Below are 21,635 nucleotides of genomic sequence, written 5' to 3' on the forward strand. Positions count from 1 at the left end.
GGGGCTCACAGTCGGACCAGTTCTCCGCTGCGGACCTCCCACACGGCGGCTTCCGCTTCGATCTGGGCGAACGGGCCGAGCTCGGTTCCGGTCATCCAGACTTGAGCGCGTCCGGCGCGCAGGCGGCGAAACAGCTCGGCGCGGCGAACCGGATCGAGGTGCGCGGCGACCTCGTCGAGCAACAGGACGCTTGGTCGCCCCTCGGCTGCGAGCGCGCCATGCGCCAGAGTGATCGCGATCAGCATCGCCTTTTGCTCCCCGGTTGAGCACGAGGCTGCGGCGATCCCGCTTGAGGCCATGATGACTTCCAGTTCGTCGCGATGCGGACCGACAAGGGCGCGACCAGCGGCAGCGTCCCGCGGGCGTTCTCGCGCAAGGACGGCGAGAAGTTCGGCGGCGTTGGTCGGGCCGCCGGGACGATAGGTGAGGGCGGGCTTGGCAAAAGGTTCAGGCGGCAGCGCGGAAAGTTCATCGCTCAGTCGGTCCACAAGCAGCGCGCGCGCCGCCGCCACTCGCGCGCCGTGCTGAGCGGCCTGCGCTTCGATTGCGTCGAGCCAACGCGCATCGCCGCGCTCTTCGAGCAGGCGATTGCGTTCGCGCAGAGCGGTTTCATATTGCGAGACTGCCTTGGCGTGGCCCGGCTCAACGGCAAGGGTCATGCGGTCCACGAAGCGGCGCCGGGCGGCCGCGCTGTCGGTGAAGAGCCCGTCCATCGCCGGGGTGAGCCAGCTGACCGCGTGCCACTCGGACAGCGCGGTTGCGGGCGCGTCGGCTCCGTTGATGCGCACCAGGCGCCGCGTCGGGCGCTCGGCGAGCGTGTAGGTGCCCAGCCGGGCCGACACTTGCCCCTGCTCGATCAGGCTCGCACCGATCGCAAACCCCAGCGGCGCCTCGCTCTCGCTGGTGCGGCGCGCAAGGTCGGAGAGCGGCGCGCGGCGCAGGCCCCGCCCGGGGCTCAGCAGGCTGATCGCTTCGAGAACGTTGGTCTTTCCCGCGCCGTTCTCGCCCACCAGCAAGTTGAAATGCGCGGTTTCGGTGAGCGCGCTTTCCTTGTGATTGCGAAAGTTCTGGAGGGTAATCTTGGCGAGCGGCATGGGCGGGCTTCGCGTTAGCACGCGGCTCGCGGAAGGCCAGTGGGATGGGCTCGAAACAGCCGATCCCAATAGGTGGTAAAAAATCCCAACCTTTCGGATCGATGAACGGGACTGTGGGAAAACCCAAGCTCGAAAAGCGCGGAATTCAGCCATTTCTCGAGTTTGGCACACCTCATGCTTAAGGTTCGGTGTCCCCAGGGTAGAGCCCAAGGGGACGCGAAAACCGAACCACAGGAGAATGTTTCAAATGTCCGCCGCCGCCAACACCTTCGCTTCCGCCGCTTTCGCGCTCGCCGTCTCGGCCAGCCTGTTTGCCTACGCGATCATCCCCGCCAGCCCGACCATGATGGTCTGAGCTTCGGCCACCACCTCTTCAAATCCAGCAAGGAACCCCGCTTCATGCCTACCAACGAAACCACCGGTCGTCTGTGCGCCGCCGCCTTTGCGGTGATCCTGACGATCGGCACCTTCGCCTACGCGATTGTCCCGGCCACGCCCGGCCTCGCCTGATCGAAATCCACCGACTGACCGAAAGAGACCTTCAATGTTTGCCCCCGCCGACTTTCCAAAGCATGTCAGCGACACGCTGATTGCCTTTGCCGCCGCCATCGCGCTTGGTATGGTGCTGATGGCCACCGCGATTGCTCCGGCCAGCCCGGCGCTCGCATCCGGTTCCATCGCCATGGGAGTTCTCGCATGAACAACATTACCAATCGCGGAGACGGCGGTCCGCCCCGCAAGTTCCGCCTCGACAAGACCGACGCCAAGCTTGCCGGTGTGTGCGGCGGTATCGCCAATTATTTCGGCATGGACGCGATGATCGTCCGCCTCATCTTTGTGGCCGCCACGCTGTTCGGCTTTGGCAGCCCGATCATCATCTACCTGATCATCGCTCTGATTGCGGACTGATGGCGCGCGTCTTTGGCGGCCCCCGGTTTGCAAATGGCGGGCGCGCGGCCTTTCACCACGAACGAACCGGAGGGCCTTTTTCGGAGGCCCCTTTTCTTTGTTTTGCGAAGCCGCATCCGCGGCTTCGTCCTCGCTAGACGTCCTCCGGCCAATCTTGGCCTGCGGACCCGCTGCGGGCGGCCAGTCGGCCTTGCGTTTTGCTGTCGCAAACCGTTGCCCGCCATGTTTATCTGGGAAGCTCAGTGTCGAAATCTACGATTTCGCAAGCGCGACTGCGCGCGCCCTTCGACTGCCTGCCTGCGGCAGTCGCTCAGGATGAACTACGCTGCCCCGGAGCCGAAGATTCGGCGTAGGGAATAGCACCGAGGATGCACCCGCGGATGCTGGTGCCAAAAACTACATCGCGCTAATGCCGCCATCCAGCTTGATTTCCGCGCCCGTCATGAACCGGCTCTCATCGCTCGCCAGATACACCACCGCGTTGGCAATATCGTTGGGCTCGCCCACGAATTTGAGCGGGATCTGCCGCGCGAGCTTGTCCATCAGCACGTCCTTGTCGAGATTGTGCTGCCGCGCGGTGCCATCGAGGATCGGCGTGTCGACAAAGGTGGGATGAACCGAGTTGCAACGGATCTGCATGTTCATCTTCGCGCAGTGCAGCGCGATCGATTTCGACAGCATCCACACGCTCGCCTTCGATGCGTTGTAAGCAGGCATCGTGTCGCTCGCGATCAGCCCGGCGATGCTGGAGATATTGACGATCGATCCGGGCGCGTGTTCGCGCATCAGCGGCAGGGCCTTCTGGCAACCGTGGAAGATCGAGTTCACGTTGATGTCAAAGCAGCGCTGCCAATCCTCGAACGTGCAGGTTTCGATATTGCCGCCAACGCCTATCCCGGCGTTGTTCACGAGCACGTTCAGGCCGCCCAGATGGTCGCGCGCAGCCTCGACGGCCGCCTCCCACTGATCGGGGCTGGTCACATCATGCGCGATGGCAAAGGCGGTGCCATCGCCGATCTGAGCGTTGACGAGCTGGGCGGTCTCGGCGGCGCCTTCACCGTTGATATCGGTCGCCAGCACCCGCGCGCCTTCCTGCGCCAGCCGGATGCAATGCGCGCGGCCCAGCCCTTGCGCAGCCCCGGTTACCAGCGCGAGTTTGCCTTCGCAGCGTTTGGTCATGGTTTTCGATCCCTCTCCAATGGTGTTGTTCTTAATCCAGAAAGCCGGGCGTCATCAGCATCGCAATGCGCACATCGACGCCGTGCCCAGCCGCGCGCCAGTCGGCGACGAAATCGGCAAGGCCTTCAAGCGGGACACGATGCACCGTGATGTTCTCCTCCGCCAGCCCGCCGCCTTCGCTGACCTTGGTGAGCCTGCTCGCCTTGAGCAGAGTGAACATTTCCGAGACCATGCCGGGCGAGGAATAGAATTCTCCCAGAACCTCAATCCGGCCCGCGCGGTAGCCGGTCTCTTCCTCAAGCTCGCGCGCGGCGGCGTCCAGGGCCGCTTCGTCTTCGCGGCCTGCGTCATCGCCGACAAGCCCGGCCGGGATTTCGAGGCAGAACCGACCCAGCGGTACGCGATATTGACCTACAAGGATGACGTTGCGGGTTCCATCGGCGTCCTCGTCGAGCGCCAGGATCGCGGCGGCGCGAATACCGCGAGCGCGGCCCACATATTCCCATCGCCCGCGCTTCTTGGCGGTGATGAAGCGGCCTTCCCACATGATCTCTTCGGGCAGATCGGCGTCGCGATCGCGAACGAATTCCTGGTTCGTCATAGGCCTGTGGGCTTAGACTTCGATCAGGCGATCGGGAAGTTCGTTTTCATCGTCGTCGGTGCGCGGGAAATGCTGGGAGAGCACAAAGCCGACATCGCGCACGCCGATGGCAAGGCCTTCGGCGATGCGGCCCGCTTTGATCTCGCGCAGCATCTCGATCATTGCTTCGCCCCACACCTCGGCCTCGACCAATTTGGCGATCGGTTCATCGGCGACGATTTCGGCGCGGTGTTCGCGCATTGAGAGGTAGATCAGAATGCCGGTGCGCCCGAGTGTGCGCGCCTCGGCTCCAACCTTGAAATGGCGCACCGCCTGATCGTGGACACGCGCGGTGCGAACGGGGCCGGGGATGAGCGCAAACTTGAGCGGCTGGAAGAGCTGCACCGCCCAGGCGAGCGCAAACGTGATGAGGCCGAGCGCGATGGTGACGCTGGCGATCTCGCCGGTGGCCCATTCATGGCCCCAGCCGCCCATCAGGCCTTCGACGACAAGAGAGTCCCAAAGACCAAGGAAAGGTTTTGGAAACGCCGCAAAGACGCTCATCGCGGTGAAGGAGAGAGCCGCGGACCACAGCAGGGCCACATCGATGTAGCTATCGCTGCGCTCGGCCAGAACGGTGAGGATTTCGCCTGAGGTATCGAGTTCGGATTGCGCCACCGCGTCGGAGACGACCTTGTGCTCAGCTTCGGTGAGATAACTCATCTACCGGCCTCCTCGTTACCAGCCGCCGGAGGCGCCGCCGCCTCCGAACGACCCGCCGCCGCCGGAAAAACCGCCGCCGAAGCCTCCGCCGCCCCAGCCGCCGCTTGAACGCCCGCCGCCTAGCGCTCCGCGCGCGATGGCCGTGCCCACTTCCCACAGGATGATATCGCGCGCGGTCCGGCCCCAGCCGTCATCGTCGTCGTCCCAATCGTCATCGTCCTCGCGCTTGCCCCACGGACCCTTCTTGCGTTTCTTGTATCTGCGCCGGCGCGAGCGTCCGCGAAGGATCGGCAGGACGAAGAACAGGAACATCAGCACAAGCCAGATCAGCGTTCCAATCGGAAACCCGCCATCGGTCTGGTCGGAACGTCGCCGTTCGCTGGCCTGGCTTGCCACGCGCGCCGCTTCGTCGGGTGGGAGCGCCAATTGGCTCACAATGGCGTTCGCGCCCGCGACCACTCCGCCGGGCATGTCGCCGTCGCGAAAGCGCGGCAGGATCGCGTTCTGGATGATCAGCGAAGAAAGCGCGTCGGTCAGATAGCCTTCCAGACCATAGCCGACCTCGATCCGCACGCGGCGTTCGTTGGGCGCCACAAGAAGGATCGCGCCGTTGTTCTCGCCTTCCTGACCGATCCCCCAATCGCGCCCCAGCCGATATCCGTACTCCTCGATCTCATACCCTTGCAGGTCGGAAACGGTCGCGACGACCAGCTGGCGCGTGGACTGCGTCTCAAGCGCTTCAAGCTGCGCGGTGAGTTGGGCCTCGACGTCAGCGGGCAGGATGTTCGCCTCGTCCACCACGCGCCCGGTGAGCGCGGGGAAGGTTTGCGCGGCGGCTGGGGACGCGAGGAGCGCAAGAAGCGCGGCAAAGAGGATCGCGAAGGCTCTCATGATGCTTGCTTCACTTCGACGGGTGTCACCTCTTCGATCAGGCGATCGACGCCGGCCTCAACTCCGCTCTCAAAGTCTCCGTTTCGAAAATGCGGGATCATGTCTTGTCTGATAATATGAGCGGCTTCGCCGTCCTTCACTGACGCTTCGAGCCCATACCCCACTTCGATCCTCACTTGCCGCTCTTGCGGGGCCACGAGCACCATTAATCCATCAAGCCGCTCGTCGCTGCCAATTCCCCACGCCCGCGCCAAATCCACGCTGTACAGTTCAACTGCCTGACTCTTCAGACCGGACGTCGTTACGACAACAAGTTGCACGCCCGTAGCGTCTTCAAGCCGCGCCAGTTTTTCGGTCATCTCTACTTCGAAAGTTGGCTCAAGAACTGCGGCCTCATCGACCACGCGCCCCGTTAGCTGCAGAGATGGGTTGCCGGGCGCATCGCTCGGCTCGCCTGCACATCCGATGAGAGCAAGCGCAAGAGCGCTAGCGGGAAGGCGCCCTGGCACCGCGCTTAGTCTGACGTCAAATCGAGCGTGGGCGCGGCCTCGGCGCCCGGCGTCACCGCGCTGTAGGGCTCCAGCGGCTCCGCGCCGTGGATGATGTTCGCGCCGATCGTGTCGGGGAAGGTGCGGATCGTGGTGTTATACTTGCGCACCGCCTCGTTGTAGTCGCGAATGGCCACGGCAATGCGGTTCTCGGTGCCTTCGAGCTGGCTTTGCAGCGCCAGGAAGTTCTGATTGGACTGAATTTCCGGATAGGCCTCGAAGCTGGCGAGCAGACGGCCAAGGCCGGCGCCCAGCTGGCTCTGCGCGGCGGCGAATTCCTCCATCTTGGCCGCGTCGCCCAGATCGTCGGCGGTGATGTTGACGCCCGTTGCCCGCGCGCGCGCTTCGGTCACCTCTCGCAGGATCGTCTGTTCGTTTTCAGCGGCGCCCTGAACGATTTCCGCAAGGTTCGGGATAAGGTTGGCGCGGCGCTGAAATTGCGCTTCGACATCGGCCCACTTCGCCTTGGCGTCTTCTTCGGCGGCTGGCACCGAGTTGATACCGCACGCGGCAAGGCTGAGCGCGGCGAGCGCGACAAAGGCGGTGCGCAAAGTGTGTGCAAATTTCACGGATTGTCCTCCAAAAACCAGCCTCGCGGCGCATGCGCACGGGCCAAGAGTGTCTGTGTTAGGCATATAGCTCACCAGCGGCCCCGTTCAAGCCGTGGAAGGGCGCGCGCGGTGCGCTTGGCAAGCCGGCCAGGAGATGCCAGAACCATCGGCAACGCAAGCGGTTCTGAGGTTCATCTATGCTGTCCGATTTCAAGGAGTTCATCGCCAAGGGCAATGTGATGCAATTGGCGGTCGCCGTGATTATTGGCGGCGCTTTTGCAACAATTGTGAAATCGCTCACGGACGAGGTGATCATGCCGGTCGTGGGCGCGGTTTTCGGCGGGGCGGACTTTTCATCCTACTTTGTCCTGCTCTCCGTACCCGAGGGTTATGAAGGCGATCTGGGCGATTACGCGGCTCTCAAGGAGGCGGGTGCGGCGATGATCGGCTACGGCGCGTTCATCACGGCGATCATCAACTTCCTCATCCTCGCCTTCATTATCTTCCTGATGGTGCGCTACACGATGAAAGTCATGGAGCAGATGGACAAGAAGGAAGAGGAGCCCGCAGCCGAGGAACCCGCAGGCCCCACCGAAGTCGAGTTGCTGACCGAGATCCGGGACAGCCTGGCGAAGTGATTGTGCGGCCCCACCCGGGGCCACATCCTCGCTGGACGTCTTCCGGGGAATCTTCCCCTGCAGACCCGCTGCGCTCGCGCAGTCGCGCTTGCGAAATCATAGATTTCGAAACAGCGCGTCCAGATGGTGTTGGCGTGCGAACCGAGAGGCCGACCCGCCGACCGCAGGTACACCGCCGCCCAAGATTGGCCGAAGGGAACAGCACCGAGGAGTGCGCCCGGATGGGCGAACACATAGAAAGGCCGTTCACTTCCAATTTAGCTTCAAAGCGCTATATGGAATGCGTTGGGCAACCGACTATGGCGATAAAGTGCAGCGTGCAATAGGCGCAACGGACCCGGGGGCAGTACCCGGCGGCTCCACCATAAACCCCTCAAGAAGGGGGCTTTTGACGGGGCCGAACTAGGATCGACGTGGGCTGAAAAGCGTTGTTTTTGCCCGGGCTGAGTAACCCGTTAAAGGCTCAATCTCATAAGTGCCAATGATAATGAAGCACTCGCTCTCGCTGCGTAATTTTACGGCCTAACGGCCTGAATTTACAAAGCTAAAGCGCGGTTGGACCCACCGGGCAACAGAAGCGGATTCCGGGGCTCCGGGGGTAGCTAGCAACAGAAACCCCCATCTGTCTTTCGGCTGGGTCGCAACCCGATGGAGGCTGAAACGCGTGTGAGAATTGCCTTGATCGCCTCTGTGCTTTTGCCGCTGGTCGCCGTTTCGTCGCCGACAGCGGCCGAAACCTACGCTCAATACCTCTCTCGTCTTCGCGATATCTGCTCGGTTGAGTGCATGCAGCCGCGTCCGTTTCAACGCGCCGCGCGCAAACGCGGCGCGCGCGGCGAAGAGGACATGGCCGTTATCATGGATGTGGCCCTTGTCCGGCGGAGGGGTGATCGCTTCGAACTGCTCAATCTGGAATTGCAGGCCAACCCGCTGCAGACTGAGGCAATCCTTGGATCGGCGGGGATCAACACCTCGAGCAGCAATGGAATTGGCGGTCTGCCCCGCGGAAACAACGGCGCTCTGTCGCCCAATGTGATCGTGATCGACCTTGACGCTCAGGCTTTTGCCGATTTCCTCAACCCGCCTGAAAAGCAACCGTCCCAGCCCCTCGGGAGCGCGAGCCCAGAGACAAGGCAAAGTGACGAAGCCGACATCCTAGTAGAGGGCGATCGACAGACCAAGCCAAAGCCCCGCAAGCCGACACTCGCCTCGCTGCGCGCGGCCTTCCTCAACCGACGTATTGTCGCACGCGGCACGCCCAGGCTTGAGGCGCAATGGGTTGGCGGGCGCAAGGATTATCGCCGCAAGCAGGTGACGCTTGTTGTCGATAACGCCGACGATCTGGTGGTGCTTCCGCGCTTTGACGGAGACGGCAACCCGATCCTCAATGGCGAGTTTGGCGTTATCGAACCGCCTGCGCAAACCGCCACCGCGCAAGACTGAACTGGGCGCGGGGTGGCAGCGCGGGCCTAGGCCCAACCCATTCACATTCAAGACATTCGCGCGATGGTAATCGCGCTGCGCGGGGGAACGACGCTAGCACAGGACGGCTCTTAGCCTGCGTGTGTGGCAGAGATAGAGGAGATCCGTGTGCGCAGTTGTGGTGTGCTTCTCCCGCTCGGCGCAGCGTTGTTCCTGTCCGTCCCGACCGCGTTGGTTGCCGAAACCCGCGAGGCGTATCTGGAGCGATTGCGGGACATCTGCTCGGTCGAATGCATGCAGCCGCGTGAGTTGGTCCGGACAGCCCGCAAGCGCGGCAGCGGCTACGACCACGACATGGCCGGCATTTTTGATATCATCGATGTAAGCCGCTGGAATGATAAGTATCTCTTGCTGACGCAGTTCGGTTCCTCCGGCCTGTTTGAACGACCGGGCACGCGCACACCGTTATCCTTTCGCCCCTTGACTGAACCCAACGCTGTTGTGGTCGAAATGGATGCGGCGACTTTCTTCGATCTGCCCAACATGCCCATACCCGGTGCGAAAGACCGAAGGCTCGCGTCCGAAGCGTCGGCGCCGGAGCGCGGCGATGATGGCGGTATTCTGGTTGAGGGAGACCGGGATCTCATATTCAGCAAGCCAACGCTTGCGAAACTCAGGCAAATGTTCATCAATCGCCGCATCGTGGTGCGCGGCGCGCCCCGGCTAGAGCCAACCTTGCGCGGCGCGCGGCTCGACTACCGGCTCAAGAAGCTCACCCTTGAAGTGGACAACGCCGACGATATCGTTCTGCTTCCGCGCTTCGACAAGAATGGCGAGGCGATTGTGGACGGAGAGTTTACCGAAACCCGCGCCAGCGCCGGGTCAGGCGATTGATGGGAGGCTATAAGAGCCGGGCGCTTGCTTCTGCGCTCGCCGTGACGGCTTTGCCCCCTGCGGCACTGGCGCACACAGAGCGTGAGCCTTTCGCGCAGGACGATTCTGGCCGCACCCAACGCGAAAGCGCGCTGATCGCGCGCAACGAAGACGCGTTCGAGCGGATTGAGGAGATGTGCGAAGACGGCTGCTACACCGAATTCGGCATCGTCGAAGCGGCTCGCGAACCGGGCGCTCCGCCCTCGATTGACGGCGCTTTCATGCTCGATGTCTACCGGGTTCAGAAAAAGCCCTATTCGTACTCCCTGCATTCGCTCGATCGCTATGATCCGACCTGTGTCATCATTCAGATCGACAAGGACATCATGGCGCAATTGCTCGATCGTTTCGAATGGGAGGCGCAGTTTCTGGAGGGCAGCGACGATGAAATCGTGGTCGCGCGTCGCAAGAAGTTGAAGAAAGCCACGCTGGAAGGGGCGAACGAACATTTCGCCGGCCGCCGCATAGTCATCCGTGGCCAAACGCGCTTGATCCGCTGGCCCTGGGAGGGACAAAAACGCGGCGATCAGGTGGTTATAAAGGTGGAATCGGCGGACGACCTTGTGCGCGTGCCCATTCTGCGTCCGCGCGATTAGTCGGGCGCGGTTTTTTGCTGCCTGTCCGCCTTGAGCTGCGCCAGCTCGGCTTTCGCTTTCAGACCGTCGAGAATGGCCGCCCCGGCGAGGAACACGGCGCCAGTCGCAGCGGCGAACAGCATTTGCCCCGCAATGCCCGGATACTCCTCCAGATAGGCCGAGCCGCGCGAGGTTGCACCCAGAGCCAGCGCGTAGATGATCACGAACGCTTCGAAACGGTTCTTGATCACAAACAGACGGGCTATCTTGCGCAGCATCTTCTCTCCTTTAACCTTCTGGAATGCAACGCGCGTGCCAAGTGAGGCTTGCTGCGCGTAACGGTGGTTAATGTGTTAAGAAGTGTAAACGAGCCCGACGAAAAGTTGCAAATGCGTTAACCAAGTTCTTCCAGTTCCAACACGCTCAGCAGTGCACGACGCGCGTTGATCACCGTTTCGGCAAGAACCGGCGCGCCAAGATCGCCGGGATCGATCTGTTCCGGCCAGGTCTTTGCAATTATTTCTTCAATCCGATCGGCTTTCTCCTCGGACAATAAGAACCGGGGATCGACCTTCCCCGGATCGCATACGACCCGCAGCCTGAGACAGGCCGGGCCGCCGCCATTGGCCATCGACTGGCGGACATCGACCGGAATTACGTCGCGGATCGGGCCGTTCGAAGCCATCAACCCTTCGCAATACGCCCACACGCTTGCGCTTTCGCGGCATTCTTCGGGCACGATCAGCGCCATCGTCCCGTCTGGCAGAGTGATGAGCTGCGCGTTGAAGAGATAGGTGCGGATCGCTTCGGCAAGGCTCACGGCCTCGCTGGGCACTTCCACCACTTCCAGAGCGGGGAATGCGGCGCGAATGGCGTCGTAGGCGCCTTGCTGATCGGCAAAGGCCTCGGCGTGGGTGAACAGCACACGCTCATTCGCGACCGAGACAACGTCATTGTGGAACGCGCCCGCTTCGATGGCGGCGGGGTTTTGCTCGATGAAGACGCATCTCGCCGGATCGAGACCATGCGCGCGCGCAACCAGTCGGCTGGCCTGCTCGTGCTGGCGGGCGGGGAATTTGCCGCCGGGTCTTCCGTATACGAAAACCTCGACGCCCGCAGCCGCGTGGCCTTGGCACAGCCGCATATGGTTTGCCGCGCCCTCATCGCCGAAAGTGGGCGGCACCGCGCTATGCACGGCAAAATGGTCGGTGTCGCCAAACGCCAGCGAGAGTTGTGCGAGCGTGTCGGGCCATTCCTGCGCGCGGTGGAGCATGGTCACAAGATTGGCGGGCGTGAAATGGCACCTGCCGTCTTTCGTGTCGGGGGCCGGAGAGACGGTCGCGGCGTTGGCGGTCCACATGCTGGAGGCGGACCATGTCGCGGCGAGCAATTGGCGCGGAGCCGTTTCGTCAAGCGCCAGCGTCTCTTGCAGAGCCGCGTTCGGGCGAGGAAGAGGCAAGAGAAAACCCTGAACGCCCAGCCGCGCAAGATTGCCGCGCATCTTGGCCACCCCCTGAAGCGCGGCGGCGCGCGGGTAGGATGGGTCTCCCTTGTGGCTGACGCTGGCAATGTTGCCGAGGCTGAGACCGGCGTAATTGTGGCTGGGGCCGACAACGCCATCGAAGTTGATTTCCGCAAGGCTCATCGCGCGACGCTCCAGATCGTATCGCCGGGGGCCACATCCAACGTATCGGCGGCCAGCGAATCGATCGCAATCCCGCCGTCGCCATCAAGGCTGCGCGCGCCATAACACGCGCGGAAGGTTTCGAGCCGTCCGGTTGCGAGGATGGCTCGCTCTCCCTCTTCGATATCCATTCCGGTCAGGGTTGCGGACACGCTGTCCCTGACGCTTGCGACCTGATCCGTGATCGCGACCATGGTGGGGCCGCCGTCGAAAATGTCGACATAGCCATCGTAGCGGAACCCTTCGTTCTCCAGCATTCGCATGGCTGCGCGGCCCGTGGGGTGGGGCGTGCCAATCACCTTGCGCGCGTTCTCGTCCAGCATCGCCACATAGACCGGGTGTTTGGGCATCAGGTCCGCGATGAACTGGTTGCCGTTGATAGCGTTGAAATAGTCCGCCTCCTGAAAGCCCATGCCGAAGAACCGACCGGCGACGTTATCCCAAAACGGCGAATCCCCTCGCTCATCGATGATGCCGCGCAATTCGGCGATGATTTTGTCGGCAAACCGGCTGCGGTGCATCGCCACAAACAAGTAGCGCGAGCGCGCAAGCAGCAGGCCAAGCCCGCCGGCGCGTTCGTTGGGATGGAGGAAAAGCCCGCCCACTTCGCTCATCCCCTCAAGATCGGTCACGAGGCTGAGCATCTCTGCGCGCACGGTGCGATCGAGCTCGCGGCTGTACTGGGTGAGCGTGTTGAGCCGGTAGGAATAGAACGGCCACTGCTGGCCCACCTGGCTCATCAACTGGCATGTCCCTCGCACCGCGCCCGTCTCGCGATTTTCGAGCACAAGCACGAATTGCTCATCGGCCAGAGCGTCCTGGGTGTTGGCAAAGGCCTCGGCGGCGCGTTCGAGTTTGCCGGAAAGGGCCTTGCGGTCGGCGGGCAGGTTGGTGAACCCGCCGCCGGTGAGCTTGGCCATCTCGTAAAGGTGCTCAAGATCGGACAGGCGCGCAGCGCGCAGGCGCATGCTCATGCGATAGCTTTCGAAGATAGCGTCATATTCTGTTGCCTAGCGGCCCTCGCAGCCGGTTCCAACCCATGCCCCATGCTCATGCCCCACGCCGCTACCCCCAAAGCCGCATTGCAATCCCCCCGACAGGTCGTCATATCGCGCCGGTCCTCTCCTCCCCAGGACCCGATTTCATTCGTGAGTACGAGGATCTTTGAATGACGAGCAAGACGCAGCGCGCCGGCCTTTCCGTGGATCAGGGGCTGGCCACTTTCCTTGAGGCCGAGGTGCTGGCGCCGCTCGGGCGCGACGTCGACGCCTTTTGGAGCGGGTTTGCCACGCTCGTGGCGCGTTTCACCCCGCGCAACCGCGCGCTGCTCGCCAAACGCGAAGATCTGCAAGCCAAGATCGACGCGTGGCACAAGGCGCGAAAGGGCAAGCCGCACGACGCGGTCGAGTATCGCGCCTTCCTGAGCGAGATTGGCTATCTTGTTCCCGAGCCCGGACCCTTCACGATCGGCACGCAGAACGTCGATCCCGAAATCGCCACCATGGCGGGGCCGCAATTGGTGGTTCCCATCCTCAACGCGCGCTTCTTGCTCAACGCGGCCAATGCGCGCTGGGGCTCGCTCTATGACGCGCTTTACGGCACCGACGCGCTGGACGCTCCGCCCGCCAGACCCGGCGGTTACGACGAGGCGCGCGGCGCCGCCGTGATCGCGCAGGGCCGCGCCTTCCTCGATGAAGCGCTGCCGCTTGTCGATCAGAGTTGGGCGGACCTGGCCGACGAAAACGACGGCAAGCTTGTCGATGAAAACCAGTATGTTGGCAGAACCGACAAGGGCTTGTTGTTCAAGAACAATGGCTTGCACATCGAAGTTGTGTTCGATTCCTCGACACCGGTGGGGGCGAGCGACAAAGCGGGCATAGCCGACATTAATCTCGAAGCCGCGCTCTCAACGATCGCCGATTGCGAGGACTCGGTCGCCGCCGTTGACGCCGAGGACAAGCTCCTCGCCTACACCAATTGGCTGGGCGTCATTCGGGGCGATCTTGAAGAGAGTTTCGAGAAGGGCGGGCTCACAGTGACCCGGAAGCTCGGCGGCGACAAGACCTACACCGATCGCCATGGCAACACCCACACCCTTTCGGGGCGTTCGATGATGTTTGTTCGCAATGTCGGGCACTTGATGACCAATCCGGCCATGCTACTCGAAGATGGAAGCGAGATTCCCGAGGGCATCATGGACGCGGTCTTCACCTCCGCGATCAGCGCGATCGATGCCGAAGGCCACGCTAGGTACGGGAATTCAAAGCACGGCTCGATCTATATCGTGAAGCCCAAGATGCATGGGCCGGAAGAATGCGCGTTCACCAACGAACTGTTCGACGCGGTTGAGGATCTGCTGGGCCTGCCGCGGCACACGATCAAGGTTGGCGTCATGGACGAGGAACGTCGGACGAGCGCTAACCTCGCAGCGTGCATCCACGCCGTGAAGGACCGGATCGTGTTCATCAACACCGGCTTTCTTGATCGCACCGGCGATGAGATTCACACCTCGATGGAAGCCGGTCCGATGATGCGCAAAGGCGCGATGAAGGGTTCGCCATGGCTCGCGGCCTATGAGGCGCGCAACGTGGCGATCGGTCTGGCGCACGGCCTGTCGGGCAAGGCGCAGATTGGCAAGGGGATGTGGGCCGCGCCCGACCTGATGGGGCAGATGATGGTCGAGAAGATCGGCCATCTGCGCGCCGGGGCCAACACCGCCTGGGTGCCGTCGCCAACGGCGGCGACGCTCCACGCGCTGCACTACCACCGCGAGAACGTGTTCGACATTCAGAAAGACCTTTCCGAACCGGCCTCGCTCGACGCGCTCCTAACCATTCCGCTCGCCGAGAACACCAACTGGCCCGAGGACGAGCTGCGCGAAGAGCTCGATAACAATTGCCAGGGTTTGCTTGGCTATGTGGTGCGCTGGATCGATGCGGGCGTCGGCTGCTCGAAGGTGCCCGACATCAACGATGTGGGCCTGATGGAGGACCGCGCGACCCTGCGTATCTCGTCACAGCACATCGCCAACTGGCTACATCACGGCGTGGTTAGCGAGGAGATGGTGATCGACAGCCTGACCCGCATGGCCGCCAAGGTTGACGCGCAAAACGCCGACGATCCGGACTACCAGCCGCTTATCGGCAACGAAGACGGCCCCGCTTTTTCAGCGGCGCGCGATCTGATTTTCAAGGGCGCCCGCCAACCCAGCGGTTACACCGAACCGCTGCTGCACCATTGGCGTCAAGTGAAGAAGGCGGGCTGAGACCGCGGGGGTTTTCGCTTACTGCTCGGGCTCGATGTCGTCCCATTCGATCCCAAGCTCGCCAAAGTCGAAATCGGCATCGAACTCAAGGTCGAAGCCAATCGCATCGTCTTCGAGCGCCCTTGCCGCGTCGATACCGTCTTCGGCGAGGGCTTTGAGCTTCTCAAGGTCACTCGTCACGGCCAGGCTCATCACGGCCACCTCGTCGGCTATCGCTTCGTCGGACAGCGCATCGTCGAACGTCGCAAGCGTCGTCAGCGTCACGCGGCAGGCGCTCTCTCCCACGGGCTCAAGAATGTGCTCTTCAATCGCCGAGACAAGCGCGTTGATGCGCGGCTCGATCGCGGTCTCGACCTTGTGCCGCGAATTGAGGGTGCGTTCGAGGACACGAAAGTGGAAGACCACATCCTCCATTTCGTCCGAGGAAAGCTCGAAACGGTCGTCGCTTCCTTCGACGCGGCTGACGTGCGCGCCCATCTGCGCATCCTTGAACCGAGGGTCGTTGATGTCGATCAGGGGGAAGACCTCGGAGGCCGGGCGATCGATCAGGACGTCAGCGGAAAACTCGACAGGTCCACCGATCAGGCGATTTTTCTTATTGAAACTAAACATCCCTTTGCTCCCTGGCGCGTTGGACATCACGCAGGAGCTAGCGGCAAATACCTAACGCTGTGTGTCGATCGCCCGCGCCAGCGCCACAAATTCGGCAACACTGATGGTTTCCGCGCGCCGGGTTTCCGCAATTCCAACCGATGAAAGCGCCTCGAGCGCGCCCGGCACACCCTTGAGGCTTTGGCGCAGCATCTTGCGGCGCTGCCCAAAAGCGGCGGCGGTGAGTTGCGAAAGGCGCTTTGCCTCGACGTCCTCCGGTTGCTGCAATGGCGTCACTTGCACGACCGCGCTCATCACCTTGGGCGGTGGGGTAAAGGCGCTGCGATGAACCTTGAGCGCGAGCTTCGCACTCGACCGCCACTGCGCGAGGACGGCCAAGCGACCATAGGCGCTCGTGCCCGGCTGAGCGACGATGCGATCCGCCACTTCGCGCTGAAACATCAGCGTGAGCGAGCGCCATTGCGGCGGCCAATTCGCCCCGTCGAGCCAGCGCGTAAACAGTGCCGTGCCGACATTATAGGGCAGGTTTGAGACGATGTGGAAAGGCTCGCCCTTCATCAAGGCGGCATGGTCGAGCTTCATCGCGTCGCCCTCGATGACCTCGAGCTGCCCCGCAAACACCTGGCCCTGTTCAGCCAGCGCAGGGAGGCAGCGCCGGTCCATTTCGATGGCGGTGACGCGGGCTCCTGCGCGCAGTAGAGCGCGGGTCAGACCTCCCGGGCCGGGGCCGACTTCGAGGACGCGCGCTCCGGCAAGATCGCCGGGAAGCGCGGCAATGCGGGCGAGCAACTGCTCGTCCAGCAGGAAATTCTGGCCCAACGCCTTGGAGGCGGACAGACCATGCCGGGCGATAACCTCGCGGATCGGGGGAAGGTCGGCTTCGCTCGCCGCGCGCCCGGGAGGCGGCGCCGCTTTATTCACGCGCCGGGATGGCGGCACCCTATTCATGCGCCGGTATCGCGGCGCGCTGAGTTGCGCACGCGCTTGCCATGCGGATCGCGGCAATCATCGCACCCGGATCCGCAAGACGCTTGCCCGCGATATCGAAGGCGGTGCCATGATCGGGCGACGTGCGCACGATCGGCAGGCCCAGCGTGACATTCACCCCGTCATCGACCTCCAGCGCTTTGAGGGGGATAAGCGCCTGATCGTGATACATGCACACCGCTGCATCGTAACCGGAGCGCGCGCGTGGCATGAACAGCGCGTCGCCCGGCACCGGACCGATGACATCCAGCCCTTCAGCCTTCAGCGCGCTGATGGCCGGCGCGATGATGCGCTCTTCCTCATCGCCGAATTGTCCGTTCTCGCCAGCGTGGGGATTGAGCGCTGCGACGGCGAGGCGCGGCTTGGCAAGGCCGAAGTCGCGCGCAAGAGCGATGTGGGTGATCACCGCCTTGTGGATGATCAGTTCGGGCGTGAGCCTTCGGGGCACGTCAGCCAGCGCGCAATGGACCGTAACCGGAACGGTGCGCAGCGAAGGACCGGCCAGCATCATGACCGCATCATGCGAACGCCGCCCGCAGGTAGAGGCGAGAAATTCGGTCTGGCCGGGATGCTCAAAGCCGATGGCGCTCAGCTCCGTCTTGGCGACGGGCGCTGTCACAATGCCGGCCACGTCACCGCGCAAGGCGAGGTCGGTCGCCCACTCCAGCGAAGACAGAGCCACGCGCGCGCCATCGGGTGAAGGAGTGCCGGGAGTGTACTCAACATCGATCCCGGCCATCACCGGAAGCCCGGCTGACCAGGCAAGCGGCGCTTCCGCGCTTTGCGCTATGGGCACCAAAGGGCAGTCGATCCCGCGCGCGTCCGCTGCGGCGCGCAGGATTTCCATACCGCCAACCACGAAGAACGGATGTGACAGACTTTTGTCGCTCTGGAGCGCGGCCCAGGCGGCGACGATAAGCTCTGGCCCCACGCCCGAGGGGTCGCCCAGCGCGACCGCGAGAGGGGCATCGGGCGTGAGCGGGGCCGGTCCGGGTCGGGCGCCGCGCGTCAATTGTATTCGATATACGCGTCGTTGCGCAGGTCGCGCAGGTAGCGCTGGGCGCGGCGGTTAATCCGCTCTTCTTCGATTTGGCGTTCGATGACGGCAAAAGTCGGCGCATTGGCAACCTTGGGATCATCGCGCCCGCACAGCATGAGCACGCGAACGCCTTCCTGGATCGAACCAAAGGCGGGCGTGGTCTGGCCGATCTGAAGGTTCACAACCAGGTTTTGCAGCGCTTCGGGCAGCTGCCGGGCCTGAATCTGATCGTTGCTTACCACTGTGGCACCAATCGCCTGCTGCGCTCCGTCCGCGTCCGCGCACCCACGCAGACCCTTGATGTAGGTGTCGAATTCCTGGATTTTCGCTTCGGCGGCCGCCTGTTCGATACCCGGTGCGAAGGCGACCGAGATTTGTTTGAGGCTTAGCACCGCGTCGCGGGGGTCCGCTGTTAGAACCTGCCGGCGATCGATGAGGTAAAGAATCGAAAACCCGCCGGGGATCTCGATCGGACCAACCAGCTGACCCGGCTGCATATTGCTGGCGGCGGTCGCAAGCGCCGGGGGAAGCTGCGCCAGACGCAGCCAACCCAGGTCGCCGCCCACAGCGGCGGTCGAGGCTTCGGAGAACTGGCGAGCGTAGGCAACGAAGCTTCCGCCTGCTTGCAGCTGTTCGACAATGCGCTGGGCGTTCTGGAGCACGGCTTCGCGGTTCTCGGTCGTTGCCGATAGATAAATCTCGCCGACGCGATGCTCCTCGGTCCCGCGCGACTCCTCCAGACGTTTGAGAACCTCGTTCACCTCTTCGGCGGCGACGCTGACAAAGGGATTGACGTTGCGTCGCAGGAGGTTGTCCCAGGCAAGCTCGCCCTCGATCTGGCGTTGCAGCGCAGCGGGCGAGGAGTTGATGGAGCGGAGGTACTCATCCATCCTTGCCGGGTCGTCCGGGAAATTCTGCGCCGCGAGCTGGTCGTAAGTCTGCTGGACCTGGCCGCGCTCAACCGGTATCTCAAGCTGCTCAGCCGCCTGAATTTTCAGGGTTTCATCGATTAGATTGCGCAGCACCTGTACTCTGAGGCGCTGAAGCTCCTCGTCGGAAACATCGGCCTTCGAAGCCGACGTGACGAGCGCGACCCGCTGGTCGACGTCCGTGCCGGTGATCACATAACCGTTCACGATCGCAGTCGCGGTGCGCACGTTGGGGTTATCGTCGCCGATAATGTTGATTTCGTCCGGCAGGCCGAGCGGGTTGTCTGGCGTCGGTTGGGCGACCGTTTGCGCGTAAACCGCCATCGTCGCCGTCCCGAAGACCACAAGTCCAGCAGCAGCAAGCGATTTTAGCATGGATTTAAATGTCACGTTTCTATCCCGAATGTCCTCAAGCTCTTTCGCTGCGCAGCCCCCGTTGCGCGTCTTAGCGTTTGCGTTTGTTTCCGGCTTCCGTCTGGCGTTCAAGGCGTTCGGCTAACCAAGCCGAACTGAACGAGCGCTGAGCCACACAACGCTGCAACACCGGCTCCTAAACGACTTTTTACTCGTATGCCAACGCCGCGTGATCAAGCCCCGTCAGCTTGTGCAGAACTGCAAAGGCTGCTCGGGGGCGCAGCCAATGGGCTCAATTGAAGCCAAGATTGCGCAGCGCGAAGGAAAGCTGGAAAGAGTTGCCGCGCGCCGCGTCGCCCGCGGTGATGAAGTCGCGCCGCCAGGTAAACCCGAACTCAATGCAATCATCCTGATAGGCGATGCCAAGCCGCGTACGGATCGGCTCAAACCCGTCAGGCTCGAATACGGGGTCGTCTTCTTTATCGGTGAGGTTGAAGACCCCCGATCCGAAGGCTGACCATTTCCGACCGAACGCCACGCGCGCCGCAGCCCGCACTTCTTCCCGGTCCTGCAGGTCTTCCACTTCGGTGATATCGCGGTTGAGCTGCAGATAGCCAAGCTCGACATAGGTCCGCTTGGACCCGACCGCAGCGTCGATTTCGTTGCGACGCACCGCCAGATTGTCCTTGTCGAGCCGGAAGCGGTGGGTGAACTGGATGAAATCGCGGTAGCGGACCTCGGTGCGTCCGACGAAATCGGACACTCTTTCGGAAAGGCCGGTGCCGTCAGGGAAGAGGTCGTTTTCGGATTCGAGACGATAGGACTGGCCGACATTGGTCTTTAGCCGCAGACCAGGCCGGGTAAGCTCCCAATCGACGCCCCAGGTGATCCGCGTGCCGTCTTCCACCCTGTCATATCCGTTGAAACGATTGAGCGCGAAGAGGTTGGAATCCTCAAGGTCAATGGCGCGGGCGTCTTCGTTGGGCACGTCAAGATTGCGGATCGGCGGCGAAGCGACGAACTGAACGCGCGGCGTCAGCACCTGTGTTCCGCCAAACGCCTCGCTAACAAAGGGCCATTCGACATCGACCGCTGCCAGCGCGATCGCGCGACCCGTAAACCCTTCATTGCCGCGGTAACTCTCCGTTTCCGTCGCCTCGATGTTCTGTGTATGGTAGACATCGCCTCGGGCGAGAGCGGTGAAGGTGACGACTTGCCCCAGATCGGTCAGGGTTCGCAGATCCCACTGTGCCCCTGCAAAAGCGCGCTGTGTGTCTTGTCCTTCCTGCCGTACAAGGCTGAGCGTGTTGGCTTGCAGTTGAAGATTGCCGCCCATGACGGGGTCGTCGAGATTATAGCGGTAATCGAAGGCCGGCACGGCGACCGGGATCTGGCCCTGTTCAGCGTTGATGCGCAGCGTCTGGGTCGCCCATCCAGCCAGACTCAGATAGGAATTCTTGTCGATCCGTTCGAGATTGATGGTCGAACGCAAGCGATCATCGCGGCTAAGGTCATAGCGGCGCAAGAAGGTGCGATCGCTCGCCACCCGGACCGAACCTGTAAGGCTCCAAGCCGGATCAAGCTGGAAACGGCCATTGGCGAAAAGGTAGCCGCGCGGGTCGCTCTCTTCGGTCGTCGTCACGCCGGTAAAGTTGGAAACCCGTTGCGAGGCGGTCGCATAGCCCGTGATCTGGTAAGCGCCTTTCTCCGTCAGGTGTCGCCAATGCGCGCTCGCCATGGGGGCAACTTCACTGAACACGAAAGCGCCCAGTGTCAGATCCTTGTTGTCCGCGATGCGCCAGTAATAATCGCCGGAAACCTCGATCCCGTTGACGTTGGTGACGCGGAAATTGGGGTTCGTGAAACCGGTCTCGGCGCCGCCATCGGTGCGGATGGTGAGGCCCGGGAGAGGCAGCAGGCGTTGCCCGAACAATTCCAGCATGGCTCCGGTGAAGCTGACCTTGCTGGTGTCGTCGTCATAGCGCACCCGCTGCGCGGTGATGCGCCAGCTCGGGTTCTTGTCGCACCCTTTCGCATCGGTCACCGCGCAGGCCGTGTAGGCTGCGTCCGTGAGAACAATCGTGCCATCCTCATCTCGCATGGCGCTTTGCGCTGCGAGCCGCCCTCCGGCTCTCAACGCGATCAGAAGGCGGCTCATGGCACCAGCCTCGAAAGTATCGGTCAACTCGATAGCATCGGTGAATAGCTGGTTGCCGCTTTCATCGACCAGTCGGATGTTTCCAACGGCGTAGATGCGTCCCTCGCCGCGCACCCATACGACCTCGTTTGCGCGTACCGAACGATCGGCGCTACGCAAGACCACGTTCCCGCGCGCTACCAGCGTATCGCTCTCATTGTCGTAGGCGAGTTGGTCGGCCTCGAAGTTGATTGGCTCCGTCAGCGCGGGTTCGTTCGGTTCGACGGCGTCGGCTGCGCGCGGCGGATCGTCCTCGACCGTCCCGGGCTCTGGCAATGCCTGGGCCTTACCGGCGACTCGCAGGGTGATCGGGTCCACAGGGCTGGCGGGCTGAGCCAGCGCCGCAGCGTGCGCGCTTGCGGCGAACGCAGAAGCAAGCAAAGCCGCTCGCACAGTCTGGCGCGTAGTGGGGCGCACACTCGGGCGCAAAGCCTCGTATCGGTCCGGCCCCTTTCGCCGTTGCGCGCGCCGCGGCCAAGACGGCCTTGACGCATCCAGCTTTGAACCTGCCGACATGTCTTGCCT

Annotated in this window: 23 protein-coding genes and 1 other RNA gene; 9 read left to right on the top strand and 15 right to left on the bottom strand. The window is 62.7% G+C overall.

The window, feature by feature from the left end; all coding sequences use genetic code 11:
- Nucleotides 1-5 precede the first annotated feature (5 nt).
- Nucleotides 6-1,094, bottom strand: coding sequence for a DNA replication/repair protein RecF (recF, locus tag QNI87_RS09455; protein WP_300595963.1), 1,089 nt, complete (start codon nt 1,092-1,094; stop codon nt 6-8).
- 247 nt (nt 1,095-1,341) lie between these two features.
- On the opposite strand from recF, the gene QNI87_RS09460 reads away from it, so the two are divergent.
- From QNI87_RS09460 to QNI87_RS09470, 3 genes are all read left to right on the top strand, one after another.
- A complete protein-coding gene (locus QNI87_RS09460; RefSeq protein WP_300595964.1) occupies nt 1,342-1,449 on the top strand; it encodes an enoyl-CoA hydratase in 108 nt (35 codons plus the stop codon).
- A gap of 189 nt (nt 1,450-1,638) precedes the next feature.
- Complete coding sequence (locus QNI87_RS09465) at nt 1,639-1,794, top strand: hypothetical protein (RefSeq protein ID WP_300595965.1); 156 nt, start codon at nt 1,639-1,641, stop codon at nt 1,792-1,794.
- On the top strand, nt 1,791-2,003 hold the full coding sequence (locus QNI87_RS09470; protein ID WP_300595966.1) for a PspC domain-containing protein: 213 nt from the start codon (nt 1,791-1,793) through the stop codon (nt 2,001-2,003). Before QNI87_RS09465 ends, QNI87_RS09470 begins: the two co-directional genes overlap by 4 nt.
- Nucleotides 2,004-2,399: 396 nt before the next feature.
- Here QNI87_RS09470 and QNI87_RS09475 read toward each other — a convergent pair whose 3' ends face one another.
- The 6 genes from QNI87_RS09475 to QNI87_RS09500 all read right to left on the bottom strand — a co-directional run bounded on the left by QNI87_RS09475 (nt 2,400) and on the right by QNI87_RS09500 (nt 6,493).
- The gene (locus QNI87_RS09475; RefSeq protein ID WP_300595967.1) at nt 2,400-3,182 is read right to left on the bottom strand and encodes an SDR family oxidoreductase; all 783 of its coding nucleotides are present in this window, start codon (nt 3,180-3,182) and stop codon (nt 2,400-2,402) included.
- 31 nt (nt 3,183-3,213) lie between these two features.
- Nucleotides 3,214-3,783 carry an NUDIX hydrolase gene (locus QNI87_RS09480; RefSeq protein ID WP_300595968.1) on the bottom strand — a complete coding sequence of 190 codons (570 nt, stop codon included), beginning with the start codon at nt 3,781-3,783 and terminating at the stop codon, nt 3,214-3,216.
- A 12-nt stretch (nt 3,784-3,795) separates the two neighbouring features.
- Nucleotides 3,796-4,485, bottom strand: coding sequence for a hypothetical protein (locus QNI87_RS09485; protein ID WP_300595969.1), 690 nt, complete (start codon nt 4,483-4,485; stop codon nt 3,796-3,798).
- A gap of 15 nt (nt 4,486-4,500) precedes the next feature.
- Nucleotides 4,501-5,376, bottom strand: a complete 876-nt coding sequence (locus QNI87_RS09490) for a TPM domain-containing protein (protein ID WP_300595970.1) — start codon at nt 5,374-5,376, stop codon at nt 4,501-4,503.
- Entirely contained in the window at nt 5,373-5,780 is a 408-nt protein-coding gene (locus QNI87_RS09495; protein ID WP_300595971.1) for a YgcG family protein, read from the bottom strand. The genes QNI87_RS09490 and QNI87_RS09495 overlap by 4 nt, the downstream gene beginning before the upstream one ends.
- A 110-nt stretch (nt 5,781-5,890) precedes the next feature.
- Nucleotides 5,891-6,493, bottom strand: coding sequence for a LemA family protein (locus tag QNI87_RS09500; protein ID WP_300595972.1), 603 nt, complete (start codon nt 6,491-6,493; stop codon nt 5,891-5,893).
- 179 nt (nt 6,494-6,672) lie between these two features.
- Between QNI87_RS09500 and mscL the strand changes: the two genes are divergently transcribed.
- The 5 genes from mscL (at nt 6,673) to QNI87_RS09525 (ending at nt 10,064) form a co-directional block, all read left to right on the top strand.
- On the top strand, nt 6,673-7,113 hold the full coding sequence (gene mscL / locus QNI87_RS09505) for a large conductance mechanosensitive channel protein MscL (RefSeq protein ID WP_300595973.1): 441 nt from the start codon (nt 6,673-6,675) through the stop codon (nt 7,111-7,113).
- Between the two features lie 245 nt (nt 7,114-7,358).
- Nucleotides 7,359-7,700: a transfer-messenger RNA gene (ssrA, locus tag QNI87_RS09510) on the top strand.
- A gap of 79 nt (nt 7,701-7,779) precedes the next feature.
- Nucleotides 7,780-8,556 carry a hypothetical protein gene (locus QNI87_RS09515; protein WP_300595974.1) on the top strand — a complete coding sequence of 259 codons (777 nt, stop codon included), beginning with the start codon at nt 7,780-7,782 and terminating at the stop codon, nt 8,554-8,556.
- A 147-nt stretch (nt 8,557-8,703) separates the two neighbouring features.
- Nucleotides 8,704-9,429, top strand: a complete 726-nt coding sequence (locus QNI87_RS09520; protein WP_300595975.1) for a hypothetical protein — start codon at nt 8,704-8,706, stop codon at nt 9,427-9,429.
- Entirely contained in the window at nt 9,429-10,064 is a 636-nt protein-coding gene (locus QNI87_RS09525) for a hypothetical protein (protein ID WP_300595976.1), read from the top strand. The genes QNI87_RS09520 and QNI87_RS09525 overlap by 1 nt, the downstream gene beginning before the upstream one ends.
- Here QNI87_RS09525 and QNI87_RS09530 read toward each other — a convergent pair.
- The 3 genes from QNI87_RS09530 to QNI87_RS09540 form a co-directional block, all read right to left on the bottom strand.
- Nucleotides 10,061-10,321 (bottom strand): hypothetical protein, encoded by a 261-nt coding sequence (locus QNI87_RS09530; RefSeq protein ID WP_300595977.1) that lies wholly within the window; start codon nt 10,319-10,321, stop codon nt 10,061-10,063. The two genes, QNI87_RS09525 and QNI87_RS09530, sit on opposite strands and share 4 nt — an antisense overlap.
- Before the next feature lie 116 nt (nt 10,322-10,437).
- On the bottom strand, nt 10,438-11,688 hold the full coding sequence (locus QNI87_RS09535) for an N-succinylarginine dihydrolase (RefSeq protein WP_300595978.1): 1,251 nt from the start codon (nt 11,686-11,688) through the stop codon (nt 10,438-10,440).
- Nucleotides 11,685-12,701 carry an arginine N-succinyltransferase gene (locus tag QNI87_RS09540; RefSeq protein WP_300595979.1) on the bottom strand — a complete coding sequence of 339 codons (1,017 nt, stop codon included), beginning with the start codon at nt 12,699-12,701 and terminating at the stop codon, nt 11,685-11,687. Before QNI87_RS09540 ends, QNI87_RS09535 begins: the two co-directional genes overlap by 4 nt.
- Before the next feature lie 194 nt (nt 12,702-12,895).
- Between QNI87_RS09540 and QNI87_RS09545 the strand changes: the two genes are divergently transcribed.
- Nucleotides 12,896-14,992, top strand: coding sequence for a malate synthase G (locus QNI87_RS09545; protein ID WP_300595980.1), 2,097 nt, complete (start codon nt 12,896-12,898; stop codon nt 14,990-14,992).
- A gap of 18 nt (nt 14,993-15,010) precedes the next feature.
- Here QNI87_RS09545 and QNI87_RS09550 read toward each other — a convergent pair whose 3' ends face one another.
- The 5 genes from QNI87_RS09550 to lptD all read right to left on the bottom strand — a co-directional run bounded on the left by QNI87_RS09550 (nt 15,011) and on the right by lptD (nt 21,386).
- Nucleotides 15,011-15,604, bottom strand: a complete 594-nt coding sequence (locus QNI87_RS09550; protein ID WP_300595981.1) for an SRPBCC family protein — start codon at nt 15,602-15,604, stop codon at nt 15,011-15,013.
- 51 nt (nt 15,605-15,655) lie between these two features.
- On the bottom strand, nt 15,656-16,525 hold the full coding sequence (gene rsmA, locus QNI87_RS09555; protein ID WP_300595982.1) for a 16S rRNA (adenine(1518)-N(6)/adenine(1519)-N(6))-dimethyltransferase RsmA: 870 nt from the start codon (nt 16,523-16,525) through the stop codon (nt 15,656-15,658).
- Between the two features lie 19 nt (nt 16,526-16,544).
- Entirely contained in the window at nt 16,545-17,603 is a 1,059-nt protein-coding gene (gene pdxA / locus QNI87_RS09560) for a 4-hydroxythreonine-4-phosphate dehydrogenase PdxA (protein ID WP_300595983.1), read from the bottom strand.
- On the bottom strand, nt 17,600-18,949 hold the full coding sequence (locus QNI87_RS09565) for a peptidylprolyl isomerase (protein WP_300595984.1): 1,350 nt from the start codon (nt 18,947-18,949) through the stop codon (nt 17,600-17,602). Before QNI87_RS09565 ends, pdxA begins: the two co-directional genes overlap by 4 nt.
- A gap of 256 nt (nt 18,950-19,205) precedes the next feature.
- Nucleotides 19,206-21,386: an LPS assembly protein LptD gene (gene lptD, locus QNI87_RS09570; RefSeq protein WP_300595985.1), complete on the bottom strand. Its 2,181-nt coding sequence runs from the start codon at nt 21,384-21,386 to the stop codon at nt 19,206-19,208.
- Nucleotides 21,387-21,635 lie beyond the last annotated feature (249 nt).

Origin of the sequence: Erythrobacter sp., from assembly GCF_030066995.1 — a bacterium.
Lineage (GTDB): Bacteria > Pseudomonadota > Alphaproteobacteria > Sphingomonadales > Sphingomonadaceae > Erythrobacter.

What these genes read in the sequence shown, in the direction of transcription:
- recF (WP_300595963.1), bottom strand. Translation starts at nt 1,094, where the DNA reads ATGCCGCTCGCCAAGATTACCCTCCAGAACTTTCGCAATCACAAGGAA.
- QNI87_RS09460 (WP_300595964.1), top strand. Translation starts at nt 1,342, where the DNA reads ATGTCCGCCGCCGCCAACACCTTCGCTTCCGCCGCTTTCGCGCTCGCC.
- QNI87_RS09465 (WP_300595965.1), top strand. Translation starts at nt 1,639, where the DNA reads ATGTTTGCCCCCGCCGACTTTCCAAAGCATGTCAGCGACACGCTGATT.
- QNI87_RS09470 (WP_300595966.1), top strand. Translation starts at nt 1,791, where the DNA reads ATGAACAACATTACCAATCGCGGAGACGGCGGTCCGCCCCGCAAGTTC.
- QNI87_RS09475 (WP_300595967.1), bottom strand. Translation starts at nt 3,182, where the DNA reads ATGACCAAACGCTGCGAAGGCAAACTCGCGCTGGTAACCGGGGCTGCG.
- QNI87_RS09480 (WP_300595968.1), bottom strand. Translation starts at nt 3,783, where the DNA reads ATGACGAACCAGGAATTCGTTCGCGATCGCGACGCCGATCTGCCCGAA.
- QNI87_RS09485 (WP_300595969.1), bottom strand. Translation starts at nt 4,485, where the DNA reads ATGAGTTATCTCACCGAAGCTGAGCACAAGGTCGTCTCCGACGCGGTG.
- QNI87_RS09490 (WP_300595970.1), bottom strand. Translation starts at nt 5,376, where the DNA reads ATGAGAGCCTTCGCGATCCTCTTTGCCGCGCTTCTTGCGCTCCTCGCG.
- mscL (WP_300595973.1), top strand. Translation starts at nt 6,673, where the DNA reads ATGCTGTCCGATTTCAAGGAGTTCATCGCCAAGGGCAATGTGATGCAA.
- QNI87_RS09525 (WP_300595976.1), top strand. Translation starts at nt 9,429, where the DNA reads ATGGGAGGCTATAAGAGCCGGGCGCTTGCTTCTGCGCTCGCCGTGACG.
- QNI87_RS09530 (WP_300595977.1), bottom strand. Translation starts at nt 10,321, where the DNA reads ATGCTGCGCAAGATAGCCCGTCTGTTTGTGATCAAGAACCGTTTCGAA.
- QNI87_RS09535 (WP_300595978.1), bottom strand. Translation starts at nt 11,688, where the DNA reads ATGAGCCTTGCGGAAATCAACTTCGATGGCGTTGTCGGCCCCAGCCAC.
- QNI87_RS09540 (WP_300595979.1), bottom strand. Translation starts at nt 12,701, where the DNA reads ATGAGCATGCGCCTGCGCGCTGCGCGCCTGTCCGATCTTGAGCACCTT.
- QNI87_RS09545 (WP_300595980.1), top strand. Translation starts at nt 12,896, where the DNA reads ATGACGAGCAAGACGCAGCGCGCCGGCCTTTCCGTGGATCAGGGGCTG.
- QNI87_RS09550 (WP_300595981.1), bottom strand. Translation starts at nt 15,604, where the DNA reads ATGTTTAGTTTCAATAAGAAAAATCGCCTGATCGGTGGACCTGTCGAG.